This window comes from Streptantibioticus silvisoli (assembly GCF_027947535.2).
In the GTDB taxonomy this organism is placed as follows: domain Bacteria; phylum Actinomycetota; class Actinomycetes; order Streptomycetales; family Streptomycetaceae; genus Streptantibioticus_C; species Streptantibioticus_C silvisoli.
The window spans coordinates 14,541-26,734 of the sequence record NZ_JAAGKO020000026.1; the positions used below are offsets into that span (position 1 = coordinate 14,541).

A 12,194-nucleotide genomic window follows, 5' to 3' on the forward strand; every position below is an offset into this window, starting at 1 on the left:
GTGTCAGACCTCCGTGTGATCATCAAACGCGATTCGGCCGAGCCGGAAGAGCGGCTGGTGACTACGGGGACCACGGCCGCGGACCTGTTCGACGGCGACCGTTCCGTGGTCGCCGCCCGGGTGGCGGGTGTGCTGCGCGACCTGGCGCACCCGCTCGCCGACGGCGACGACGTCGAGCCGGTCGTCGTCAGCAGCGAGGACGGCCTCAACATCCTGCGGCACTCCACCGCCCACGTCATGGCCCAGGCCGTCCAGGAGCTCTTCCCGGACGCCAAGCTCGGCATCGGCCCGCCGATCAAGGACGGCTTCTACTACGACTTCGACGTCGAGCAGCCGTTCAACCCGGAGGACCTGTCGCGGGTCGAGAAGAAGATGCAGGAGATCGTCAAGCGCGGCCAGCGCTTCTCCCGCCGCCCGGTCACCGACGAGGCCGCCCGTGAGGAACTGGCCGCCGAGCCGTACAAGCTGGAGCTGATCGGCCTCAAGGGGTCGGCGGCCGACGCCGCCGAGGGCGCGTCCGCCGAGGTGGGGGCCGGCGAGCTGACCATCTACGACAACCTCGACGCGAAGTCCGGCGACCTGTGCTGGAAGGACCTGTGCCGCGGCCCGCACCTGCCGACCACCCGGTTCATCCCGGCGTTCAAGCTGATGCGTTCGGCCGCCGCGTACTGGCGCGGCAGTGAGAAGAACAAGCAGCTCCAGCGCATCTACGGCACCGCGTGGCCGACCCGCGACGAGCTGAAGGCGCACCTGGAGTTCCTCGCCGAGGCCGAGAAGCGCGACCACCGCAAGCTCGGCGCCGAACTCGACCTGTTCTCCATCCCGGAGGAACTCGGCTCGGGCCTGGCGGTCTTCCACCCCAAGGGCGGCATCGTCCGCAAGGAGATGGAGAACTACTCGCGGCTGCGGCACGAGGAGGCGGACTACGAGTTCGTCTACACCCCGCACCTGTCGAAGGCCGGGCTGTTCGAGACCTCCGGCCACCTGCCGCACTACGCGGACGTGATGTTCCCGCCGCTGGAGTTCGAGGGCCAGGACTACCGCCTCAAGGCGATGAACTGCCCGATGCACAACCTGATCTTCCGGGCCCGCGGCCGCTCCTACCGCGAACTGCCCCTGCGGCTCTTCGAGTTCGGCACGGTCTACCGGTACGAGAAGTCCGGCGTCGTGCACGGCCTGACCCGCGCGCGCGGCTTCACGCAGGACGACAGCCACATCTACTGCACCAAGGAGCAGATGCCGGAGGAACTGGACAGCCTGCTGACCTTCGTCCTCAACCTGCTGCGCGACTACGGGCTGTCCGACTTCTACCTGGAGCTGTCCACCCGCGACGACTCGCCCAAGTTCATCGGCGAGGACGCGGAGTGGGAGGAGGCCACCGAAACGCTGCGCACGGCCGCCGGGAAGCAGGGCCTGGAGCTCGTCATGGACCCGGGCGGCGCCGCCTACTACGGGCCGAAGATCTCCGTGCAGGCCCGGGACGCCATCGGCCGCACCTGGCAGATGTCCACGATCCAGGTCGACTTCCAGCAGCCCAAGCGGTTCCAGCTGGAGTACACCGCGGCCGACGGCTCCCGCCAGCAGCCGGTGATGATCCACCGGGCGCTGTTCGGCTCCATCGAGCGGTTCTTCGCCGTCCTGCTGGAGCACTACGCGGGCGCGTTCCCGGCCTGGCTGGCACCGGTGCAGGCCGTCGGCATCCCGATCGGCGACGCCCACGTGCCGTACCTCGCCGAGTTCGGCCGCCAGGCCAAGGCGCGCGGCCTGCGGTTCGAGGTGGACTCCTCCTCCGACCGCATGCAGAAGAAGATCCGCAACGCGCAGAAGAGCAAGGTGCCGTTCATGGTCATCGCCGGCGACGACGACATCGCGGCCGGCGCGGTCAGCTTCCGCTACCGCGACGGCACCCAGAAGAACGGTGTGCCCGTCGAGGAGGCGCTCGCCGAGATCGCCGACGCCGTCGAGCGCCGCGTCCAGGTCTGACCCGTTCGCGCCGGCCGCACCGGCCGTCGTCCTCCCGGCCCCCGCCGTCCTCAGGTTGTCAGGACGGCGGGGGCCGGTCCTCGTCCGGGACCGGCCCGGTGGCCTGGCGGAAGCGGTTGACCAGCCAGGAGGAGAACGTGCCCATGACCGCCCCCAGCAGGCCCAGGCCGGTCAGCATCACCGCCACCCCGATCACCCGGCCCCGGGTCGTCACCGGGAAGACGTCGCCGTAGCCGACCGCGGTCAGCGTCGAGCAGGCCCACCACACCGCGTCGCCGTAGCTGCGGATGGTGGCCCCCGGCGCCGCGTGCTCGACCTGGTAGACCGCCAGGCTCGCGGCGAACCCCAGCAGCACGGTGGTCAGCCCGGTGTAGACGATGACCTGGGCCTCCAGCGTCAGCCGCGGCGGCCCACCGCGCCGTTCCCGGGCCCTGGCGTACGTCTGCACCACCCGCAGCGGGCGCAGCAGCGGCAACGCCAGCACCACCAGGTCCAGCCACCGCGACCGCGCGAACGCCGGCCGGTCCCGGCTGAGCGCCAGCCGGGTCAGGTAGTCCGCCGCGAACAGCGCCCAGGCGGCCAGCAGCACCGCCAGCACCGCCAGCCGCACGTCCCGCGGCACCCCGGTCGCCAGCACCAGCACCGCGTACGCGCCCAGGTAGAGCGCCGACAGGGTCAGCAGCGGCATCGCGGTGCGCCGTTCCCACGCGCGTACCCGCGGATCGGAGTCCATCGCCCCAGCATCGCCCGGCCCCGGCGGGCACCGCCCCGGCGACACGCCCGGCGCCGCCGAAGCCATATGCTGCACACCATGACGACCAAGCCGGAGCAGCAGTTCGGTGTCGGCACGCCCGACGCCTTCCAGCGGCTGTGGACCCCGCACCGCATGGCGTACATCCAGGGGGAGAACAAGCCGACCGGCCCGGACGGCGGCGACGGCTGCCCGTTCTGCGCGATCCCGGCCAAGTCCGACGAGGACGGCCTGGTCCTGGCGCGCGGTGAGTCGGTCTACGCGGTGCTCAACCTGTACCCGTACAACGGCGGCCACCTGATGGTCGTGCCCTACCGGCACGTCGCGGACTACACCGACCTCGACCTCGCCGAGACCGCCGAACTCGGCGAGCTGACCAAGCAGGCGATGACCGCGCTGCGGTCGGCCTCCGGCGCGCACGGGTTCAACATCGGCATGAACCAGGGCTCGGTGGCCGGCGCCGGGATCGCCGCCCACCTGCACCAGCACGTGGTGCCGCGCTGGGGCGGCGACACCAACTTCATGCCGGTCGTCGGCCACACCAAGGTGCTGCCCCAACTGCTCGCCGACACCCGCCGGATGCTCGCCGAGCACTGGCCGGCGTGACGTACGGCTGGCGCCGAACGTCCGGGTGACGCCCGGCGTGCCGACGTCCCGACATGCGACGGCCGGGACCCCCGCGGGGGTCCCGGCCGTCGTACGTGCGGGCGTCAGGCGCTGTAGTTGTCCGGGGTGCCGGGTTCGGCCGACTGGACCGCACCGCTGAGGCTCATCGCGCGGCTGGAGAACATCGTGGTGTCCACCCCGTTGTCGCGCAGCACCGCCAGCGTCGCCGCGTGCACCGCGTGCAGCACCGGCGTGGCGGTGCGCGTCACGTCGTCCGTCATGAAGCGGTGCTGCCACGGCTTGTCCGCCCAGGCGTGCCGCAGGCCGAACGGCTCCGGCAGCGACAGGCTGCCGCCCAGGTGCTCCAGGGGTTTGGGGAACCAGGTCAGCGGCGCGCGCGCGGCCAGCCGGACCACCTCGGTGGTGCTCATCAGCGGCAGCTTGACCGTGCGGGTCTCCCAGAACTTCACGCTCTTCTGCACCGACTTCGTCGGCGCGCTGGGCTTGGCCAGGAACGCGCCGTTGATCGGCCCGAGCGCGTAGCCGGACACCTCGACGCGCAGCGTGTTGGCCAGGATGCTCACCGAGGTCATCATCGTGATGATCAGCTGACCGTCCCACAGGGTGAACTGCACGCCCACGTAGTGCCGGTCACCCGAGCCCAACCCGTGCTCGTTGCATATCCGCTGTATCTCGTAGTCCTTGACCGTGAAGCCCTCGACGATGTCGCCGGTCGGACGGGTGACGGCGCCGGCGTTCTCGCCGACCGCGCGCACCACCCAGTGCCGCACCGCCGGCCGGGGGAAGCCGGGGGCGTGCAGCTGGCTGCGGTCCAGGTCGCGCAGCTTGTCGTGGATGTGGCGGGCCACGTCCCAGGGACGGAACCGGTTGAAGTCCTTGCCGTCGGCGGGCACCAACTGCTCCGCCATCTGCCACACGCCCCAGCGCGGGCCCATGCCGAGGATGCCCTTGGGGCCGGCGTAGAACACCACGTTGCTGGCCTGCTCACGGGCCAGTTCCACCAGCGACTGCCGCAGCGCGTCGGCCCGCTTGTCGGTGGGGTTGCGCGGCACCGCCTGCGGGATCTTCGCGCCCAGGTTGGGCCCCGACAGCGAGGAGGACCAGCGGTTCCGCAGGTCCAGCGCGGTCTTCTCGCAGATCTGCTTGGCGATGAACCAGCCGGCCACCGGCAGCAGCAGCAGCACCCGCAGGTACAGCGCCACCACCCCGGAGAACGGCGGATGCCACGCCAGCAGCGCCGCGAGACCGGCCACCACCGCCAGCACCGCGCCGCCCAGCAGCCCGTCCCACTGGCTCTTCTTGCGCGTCACCGTCTTGCGCAGCTGGAACGCCGCCAGCCACAGCAGCACCCCCGGCAGGAACAGCAGGCCGCACACCACCATCACCGTGGTGAGGCGGGCGTCGCGCTGCTTGCGGATCCGGCTGGCCGCCAGGCAGTGCTCCACCACGGTCTGCGGGTCCATGCCGAACGACTGCACCATCTGCTTGTGGCCGCCGCCGATCATCCGCTTTTCCAGCGCGTGGGAGAACGCCTCACCCAGGTCCGGCTCGAACAGCGACAGCCGGCCCGCCTTGACGCTGACGCCGGTCAACTTGTCGATCAGGGCGGTCATCGGACCGTCCCGGTACGCGGCCGACGACAACGCCTGGGTCGCCGCCGTCTCACCGTCCGAACCGGTCAGCGGCACCTGCGCGCCCGGGCTGAAGTCGAACTCCACGCCCGAGTAACCGGAAATCGACACTGACGCCCCCAACTCCTTCGGTTCACCGGGTGCACGGCCCGAACCGCCGTCCGGCCACCGTCCGATCGGGTAACCAGCGTATCCGGACGGTGACCGAACCGTCAGCGGTGCGTCGACAACTGGACAGCGCGGCAACCCGGTTGACGAGTCGTGCGTTCGAAGAAGGCGATACCCGGCCGAAGGGCCCCGGACTCCTCCCGCGACGTGCCGACCGCCCGCGGCGGCCCCGCAGCGCCGGCGCGCCCGCCCGTGTCCCGCTCTCCCCCCACGGCACGTCCCGTTCTCCACCGAACGGATGAACGGCGTCAACGGCCCGGTACCCGGCGCGCAACTCACCCACGCGATCCGCTTACCCCCGGCGCCACCCGCCGACCGCGCCGCCACCGTGTCCCACCGCCCCCGGGAACAGCCGCACCGGCCGCGGAACCGGCACCGCAGCAGCCACCGCACCGGCACCGCAGCAGCCACCGCACCGGGGCCGTGGGGCCGGCGGGCGGTGACGGCGGAGCCCGCGGGGCCGGGGCGTTCGTACGACGCCGCGCGGCCGCCCGTACGCCGTACCGGGCACGCCCGCCACGGCGCCCCGGCGGGCGTGACTACGATGGGGCGGCTGGGGGCCACCGGGGTCCTTGAGCGTCACCGACCCGTCGGGAAGGCCATGCTGAACAAGTACGCGCGTGCTTTTTTCACGCGTGTCCTCACACCGTTCGCCGCCATGCTGCTGCGGAAGGGGGTGAGTCCCGACGCGGTCACCCTGATCGGTACCGGAGGCGTGATCGCCGGCGCGCTGGTCTTCTACCCCTGGGGACACTTCTTCTGGGGCACCGTCGTCATCACGCTGTTCGTCTTCTCCGACCTGGTCGACGGCAACATGGCCCGCCAGGCCGGCCGCTCCAGCCGCTGGGGCGCGTTCTTGGACTCCACCCTCGACCGGGTGGCCGACGGTGCGATCTTCGGCGGCCTCGCCCTGTGGTACGCGGGCGGCGGTGACAGCCTCCTGATGTGCGCGGTCGCCATCTTCTGCCTCGCCAGCGGCCAGGTCGTCTCGTACACCAAGGCCCGCGGTGAGGCGATCGGCCTGCCGGTCGACGTCAACGGGCTGGTGGAACGGGCGGAACGGCTGGTCATCACCCTCGTGCTGTGCGGCTTCTCCGGCCTGCACATGTTCGGCGTGCCGTACATCGACATCCTGCTGCCCATCGGCCTGTGGGTGGTCGCCGTCGGCAGCGCGGTCACCCTGGTCCAGCGGGTCGTCACGGTGCGCCGCGAGTCCGCCGAGGCCGACGCCGCCGACCGTGACCGGGAGGGCCACCCCGCGTGAACGAGCGTCTGACCGACACCCTGTACGCGGCCGGCTGGGGCGCGGTCAAGCGCCTGCCGGAACCGGCCGCCACCGCCCTGGGCCGCGGCATCGCCGACACCGTCTGGCGCCGCCGCGGCAAGGGCGTGCTGCGCCTGGAGGCCAACCTGGCCCGGGTGGTGCCGGACGCCTCCCCGCAGCGGCTGGCCGAGCTGTCCCGGGCCGGCATGCGCTCCTACCTGCGGTACTGGATGGAGTCCTTCCGGCTGCCCACCTGGAGCAAGCAGCGGGTCCGCGACGGCTTCACCGCCGAGGGCCTGCACCACCTGACCGAGGGACTGGCCCGCGGCAAGGGCGTCGTACTGGCCCTGCCGCACATGGCCAACTGGGACCTGGCCGGCGCCTGGGTCACCACCAAGCTGGAGGTCCCGTTCACCACCGTCGCCGAACGCCTCAAGCCCGAGAGCCTCTACGACCGGTTCGTCGCCTACCGCGAGGGCCTGGGCATGGAGGTGGTGCCGCACACCGGCGGCTCGGCGTTCGGCGCGCTGGCCCGCCGCCTGCGGGCCGGCGGCCTGGTCTGCCTGGTCGCCGAACGCGACCTGTCCGCCACCGGCATCGAGGTCGACTTCTTCGGTGAACGCACCCGGATGCCGCCGGGACCTGCCCTGCTCGCGCTGCAGACCGGCGCGCTGCTGCTGCCGGCCACCCTGTGGTACGACGACTCGCCGGTCATGCACGGCCGCATCCACCCGGCCGTCGAGGTGCCCGCCGAGGGCACCCGGGCCGTGCGGGCCGCCGCCATGACCCAGGCGGTCGCCGACGTCTTCGCGCTCGGCATCGCCGAGCACCCGCAGGACTGGCACATGCTCCAGCGGCTGTGGCTGTCCGACCTGACCCCGCGCGAGGCGCGGGACGGCACGGCGCCGCCGGCGGGCTCCCCCGCGCCGCCGTCCGGCACCACCGGGCCGGCCGGATCGGAGACCGCGTGAGGATCGGGATCGTCTGCCCGTACTCCTGGGACGTGCCCGGCGGCGTCCAGTTCCACATCCGGGACCTCGCCGAACACCTCATCGCCCTCGGCCACGAACTGTCGGTCCTCGCCCCGGCCGACGACGACACCCCGCTGCCGCCGTACGTCGTCTCGGCCGGCCGCGCGGTGCCCGTGCCCTACAACGGCTCGGTGGCCCGGCTCAACTTCGGCTTCCTGTCCGCCGCCCGGGTGCGCCGCTGGCTGCACGACGGCGCGTTCGAGGTCATCCACATCCACGAGCCCGCCTCCCCGTCGCTCGGCCTGCTGGCCTGCTGGGCCGCGCAGGGGCCGATCGTGGCCACCTTCCACACCTCCAACCCGCGCTCGCGGGCCATGATCGCCGCCTACCCGATCCTCCAGCCCGCCCTGGAGAAGATCCGCGCCCGCGTCGCCGTCAGCGAGTACGCCCGGCGCACCCTCGTCGAACACCTCGGCGGCGACGCCGTCGTCATCCCCAACGGGGTCGACGTCGGCTTCTTCGCCGGCGCCGCCCCCGAGCCCCGCTGGCAGGGCACCGCGGACGCGCCGACCATCGGGTTCATCGGCCGCATCGACGAACCCCGCAAGGGCCTGCCCGTCCTGATGCGCGCCCTGCCGCGGATACTCGCCGCCCGCCCCGGCGCCCGGCTGCTGGTGGCCGGCCGCGGCGACACCGAGGAGGCGCTGTCCGGCCTGCCCCGGCAGCTGCACGGCCAGGTCGAGTTCCTCGGCATGGTCAGCGACGAGGACAAGGCCCGCCTGCTGCGCAGCGTCGACGTCTACGCCGCGCCCAACACCGGCGGCGAGAGCTTCGGCATCATCCTCGTCGAGGCCATGTCGGCCGGCGCACCGGTGCTCGCCAGCGACCTCGACGCGTTCCGCCAGGTCCTCGACCAGGGCGCGGCCGGCGAACTGTTCCCGGTCGAGGACGCCGACGCGCTGGCCGACGCCTGCCTGCGGCTGCTCGGCGACCCCGACCGGCTCGCGGCGCTGCGCGAGACCGGCAGCCGCCACGTGCGGCGGTTCGACTGGTCGGTGGTCGGCGCCGAGATCCTGTCGGTCTACGAGACCGTGACCGACGGCGCCTCCCGGGTCGCCGCCGACGAGCGCACCGGCCTGCGGGCCCGTTTCGGCGGAGCGCGGCCATGACGGCCCGGGCCCGCCGGTAGCGTTGCCCCCCGTGACGTTCACTCTGCTGTGGATCGCGGCCGCCCTCGTCCTGCTCGGGATCTACCTGAGCTGGACGGCGGGCCGCCTGGACCGGCTGCACGCCCGGATCGACGCCGCGCGCGCCGCGCTGGACGCCCAGTTGCTGCGCCGGGCCTCGGTCGCCCAGGAACTGGCCACCTCCGGGGTGCTGGACCCGGCCGCGTCCATCGTGCTGTACCAGACCGCGCACGCCGCCCGGCAGGCCGAGGACGAGCAGCGCGAGGTCGCCGAGAGCGAACTGAGCCAGACGCTGCGCGCGGTCTTCGCCGAGCCCGGCACCGTCGGGGCGGTCCAGGACGCCCCCGGCGGCCCGGAGGCCATCGGCGAGCTGACCTCCGCGGTCCGCCGCACCCCGATGGCCCGGCGGTTCCACAACGACGCGGTGCGCGCCGCCCGGGCCGTCCGGCGGCACCGCGTGGTGCGCTGGTTCCGGCTGGCCGGCCACGCGCCGTTCCCGCTGGCGTTCGAGATGGACGACGAGCCCCCCACCACCCTCACCGCCGACGGCACCCCGCGCTGACCTGCGCGGGGACCGGGCCCCGGGCGGCGGGCAGCGGTTCGCGGCGCCGGGCGCCACCGGCCGCGGGACCTGGCCGCACCGGCGCTGAGCCGCACCGGCACCGGCCGCACCCTCCGCCGCACCGGCACCGGCCGCACCGGCGCCCGGCCGAACCCTCCGCCGACCTCCGCCGCACCGGCGCCCAACCGCACCGGCACCCCCAAAACCCCCGCCCCGCCCCGCCCGCACCCGGAGCCGATCGGTCCACTCGATGCCGATTGGCCCTTGCCCGGTCGGCGGTGCGTCGGGTTTCGTCAGGTACGACAGCGCGGACCGGTACGGACCGTTCGCTGACCGGCGAGGCCCCTGGGGCACGACCCGGGGCACGGCCCGAGGGGGACGACCCGAGCGGCCCTGCCGGGCTTCGCCGTACTGATGCACCGATGTCCCCCGATATCCAGCCCGATGTCCAGCGAGTGAGGTCACCCCGTGTCCACCACGCCCACCAGCACGTCCGACAACGCGCCCGAGACCGGCACCGCGCGCGTCAAGCGCGGTATGGCCGAACAGCTCAAGGGCGGCGTGATCATGGACGTCGTCACCCCCGAGCAGGCCAAGATCGCCGAGGACGCCGGCGCCGTCGCGGTCATGGCGCTGGAGCGGGTGCCCGCCGACATCCGCAAGGACGGCGGCGTCGCGCGGATGTCCGACCCGGACATGATCGACGGCATCATCGCCGCCGTCTCCATCCCGGTCATGGCCAAGTCCCGCATCGGCCACGTCGTCGAGGCCCAGGTCCTGCAGGCCCTCGGCGTCGACTACATCGACGAGTCCGAGGTCCTCACCCCGGCCGACGAGGTCAACCACAGCGACAAGTGGGCGTTCACCACCCCCTTCGTCTGCGGCGCCACCAACCTCGGCGAGGCCCTGCGCCGCATCGCCGAGGGCGCGGCCATGATCCGCTCCAAGGGCGAGGCCGGCACCGGCAACGTCGTCGAGGCGGTCCGCCACATGCGCCAGATCAAGGGCGACATCGGCCGGCTGCGCGCGCTGGACAACAACGAGCTGTACGCCGCCGCCAAGGAGCTGCGCGCCCCCTACGAGCTGGTCAAGGAGGTCGCGGCGCTCGGCAAGCTGCCCGTCGTGCTCTTCAGCGCCGGCGGCGTGGCCACCCCGGCCGACGCCGCGCTGATGATGCAGCTCGGCGCCGAGGGCGTCTTCGTCGGCTCCGGCATCTTCAAGTCCGGCGACCCGGCCCGGCGTGCCGCCGCCATCGTCAAGGCCACCACGTTCCACGACGACCCCAAGGTCATCGCGGACGTCTCGCGCGGCCTGGGCGAGGCCATGGTCGGCATCAACTGCGACGTGCTGCCCGAGTCCGAGCGCTACGCCAACCGCGGCTGGTAGTCCCCGCTCACCGATGGGCAGGCCACCGCGCCTGCCCATCGGCGTCTCCCCGCACGACCGCCCGCCGGCCGCCTCCCGCGCCCGGCCGGGCGCCCGCCCACCCCCGGAAAGAGGCCACCCCGTGCCCAGCAACCCCACCGTCGGCGTCCTCGCCCTCCAGGGCGACGTACGGGAACACCTGGCCGCCCTGACCGCGGCGGGCGCCGAGGCCGTCACGGTGCGCCGCCCCGCCGAGCTCGCGGCGGTCGACGGCCTGGTCATCCCGGGCGGCGAGTCCACCACCATGTCCAAGCTGGCCGTCGCCTTCGGCATGCTGGCGCCGCTGCGCGACCGGGTCCGGGCCGGCATGCCCGCCTACGGCTCCTGCGCCGGCATGATCATGCTCGCCGACAAGATCCTCGACGGCCGCGACGACCAGGAGACCGTCGGCGGCATCGACATGACCGTGCGCCGCAACGCCTTCGGCCGGCAGAACGAGTCGTTCGAGGCCGCGGTGGCCATGACCGGGGTGGACGGCGACCCGGTCGAGGGCGTCTTCATCCGCGCCCCCTGGGTGGAGTCGGTGGGCGCCGGCGTCGAGGTGCTGGCGCGACTGGCCGACCACACCGTCGTCGCGGTGCGCCAGGGCCACCTGCTGGCCACCTCCTTCCACCCGGAGCTGACCGGCGACCAGCGCGTCCACCGGCTCTTCACCGATCTGGTGAGAAGTTCGCGGGCGTGATCCCGGTAGGATCGGTCGTTGTTGGTGAGCAAGTCTGGTGACGTGAAGGAGACAGGCAGATGTCCGGCCACTCTAAATGGGCTACGACCAAGCACAAGAAGGCCGTGATTGACGCCAAGCGCGGCAAGCTCTTCGCGAAGCTGATCAAGAACATCGAGGTCGCCGCCCGCACCGGCGGATCCGACCCGGACGGCAACCCGACCCTCTTCGACGCCATCCAGAAGGCCAAGAAGAGCTCGGTGCCCAACAAGAACATCGACAGCGCCGTCAAGCGCGGCGCGGGCCTGGAAGCCGGCGGCGCCGACTACCAGACGATCATGTACGAGGGCTACGGCCCCAACGGTGTCGCGGTGCTCATCGAGTGCCTCACCGACAACCGCAACCGCGCCGCCTCCGAGGTCCGCGTCGCCATGACCCGCAACGGCGGCTCGATGGCCGACCCCGGCTCGGTGTCGTACCTGTTCCACCGCAAGGGCGTCGTCATCGTCCCCAAGGGTGAACTCGGCGAGGACGACGTGCTCGGCGCGGTCCTGGACGCCGGCGCCGAAGAGGTCAACGACCTCGGCGAGTCCTACGAGGTCATGAGCGAGGCCACCGACCTGGTGCCGGTCCGCAAGGCCCTCCAGGAAGCCGGCATCGACTACGACTCGGCCGACGCCAACTTCGTCCCCACCATGCAGGTGGAACTGGACGAGGACGGCGCCCGCAAGATCTTCAAGCTGATCGACGCGCTGGAGGACAGCGACGACGTGCAGAACGTCTTCGCCAACTTCGACATCTCCGACGAGGTCATGGAGCAGGTCGAGGCCTGACGGCCACGCGCGACCGGACACGATGCGGCGGGCCGGCGGGGGACCCACCCCGCCGGCCCGCCGCGTTCTGCCGCGATGTCGGTGCCGCCCGATAGCCTGCTCGAACAGCGTTGGAACGGGGAACCGTTACG

The 12,194-nt window shown here is 72.5% G+C and carries 11 protein-coding genes; 9 read left to right on the forward strand and 2 right to left on the reverse strand.

Going from position 1 to position 12,194, the window contains the following annotated elements:
- A complete protein-coding gene (gene thrS, locus POF43_RS18350; protein ID WP_271324787.1) occupies positions 1-1,983 on the forward strand; it encodes a threonine--tRNA ligase in 1,983 nt (660 codons plus the stop codon).
- A 58-nt stretch (positions 1,984-2,041) separates the two neighbouring features.
- Here thrS and POF43_RS18355 read toward each other — a convergent pair whose 3' ends face one another.
- Positions 2,042-2,716, reverse strand: a complete 675-nt coding sequence (locus POF43_RS18355; RefSeq protein WP_271315568.1) for a potassium channel family protein — start codon at positions 2,714-2,716, stop codon at positions 2,042-2,044.
- 66 nt (positions 2,717-2,782) lie between these two features.
- On the opposite strand from POF43_RS18355, the gene POF43_RS18360 reads away from it, so the two are divergent.
- Positions 2,783-3,340, forward strand: coding sequence for an HIT family protein (locus POF43_RS18360; protein ID WP_271315569.1), 558 nt, complete (start codon positions 2,783-2,785; stop codon positions 3,338-3,340).
- A gap of 104 nt (positions 3,341-3,444) precedes the next feature.
- Here the strand turns inward: POF43_RS18360 and POF43_RS18365 are convergent, their stop codons facing one another.
- Positions 3,445-5,103 (reverse strand): AbeC-like domain-containing protein, encoded by a 1,659-nt coding sequence (locus POF43_RS18365; protein ID WP_271324786.1) that lies wholly within the window; start codon positions 5,101-5,103, stop codon positions 3,445-3,447.
- A 658-nt stretch (positions 5,104-5,761) separates the two neighbouring features.
- Between POF43_RS18365 and pgsA the strand changes: the two genes are divergently transcribed.
- The 7 genes from pgsA (at position 5,762) to POF43_RS18400 (ending at position 12,063) form a co-directional block, all read left to right on the forward strand.
- Positions 5,762-6,424: a phosphatidylinositol phosphate synthase gene (gene pgsA / locus POF43_RS18370; protein ID WP_271315571.1), complete on the forward strand. Its 663-nt coding sequence runs from the start codon at positions 5,762-5,764 to the stop codon at positions 6,422-6,424.
- Positions 6,421-7,395, forward strand: coding sequence for a phosphatidylinositol mannoside acyltransferase (locus POF43_RS18375; protein ID WP_271315572.1), 975 nt, complete (start codon positions 6,421-6,423; stop codon positions 7,393-7,395). Before pgsA ends, POF43_RS18375 begins: the two co-directional genes overlap by 4 nt.
- Positions 7,392-8,564: a glycosyltransferase family 4 protein gene (locus POF43_RS18380; protein WP_271315573.1), complete on the forward strand. Its 1,173-nt coding sequence runs from the start codon at positions 7,392-7,394 to the stop codon at positions 8,562-8,564. Before POF43_RS18375 ends, POF43_RS18380 begins: the two co-directional genes overlap by 4 nt.
- Before the next feature lie 31 nt (positions 8,565-8,595).
- The gene (locus POF43_RS18385) at positions 8,596-9,144 is read left to right on the forward strand and encodes a hypothetical protein (protein ID WP_271315574.1); all 549 of its coding nucleotides are present in this window, start codon (positions 8,596-8,598) and stop codon (positions 9,142-9,144) included.
- A gap of 468 nt (positions 9,145-9,612) precedes the next feature.
- Entirely contained in the window at positions 9,613-10,530 is a 918-nt protein-coding gene (gene pdxS, locus POF43_RS18390; RefSeq protein WP_271313602.1) for a pyridoxal 5'-phosphate synthase lyase subunit PdxS, read from the forward strand.
- Between the two features lie 121 nt (positions 10,531-10,651).
- The gene (pdxT, locus tag POF43_RS18395; protein WP_271313603.1) at positions 10,652-11,251 is read left to right on the forward strand and encodes a pyridoxal 5'-phosphate synthase glutaminase subunit PdxT; all 600 of its coding nucleotides are present in this window, start codon (positions 10,652-10,654) and stop codon (positions 11,249-11,251) included.
- A gap of 59 nt (positions 11,252-11,310) precedes the next feature.
- Positions 11,311-12,063: a YebC/PmpR family DNA-binding transcriptional regulator gene (locus tag POF43_RS18400; protein ID WP_271313604.1), complete on the forward strand. Its 753-nt coding sequence runs from the start codon at positions 11,311-11,313 to the stop codon at positions 12,061-12,063.
- The last annotated feature ends 131 nt before the right edge of the window (positions 12,064-12,194 follow it).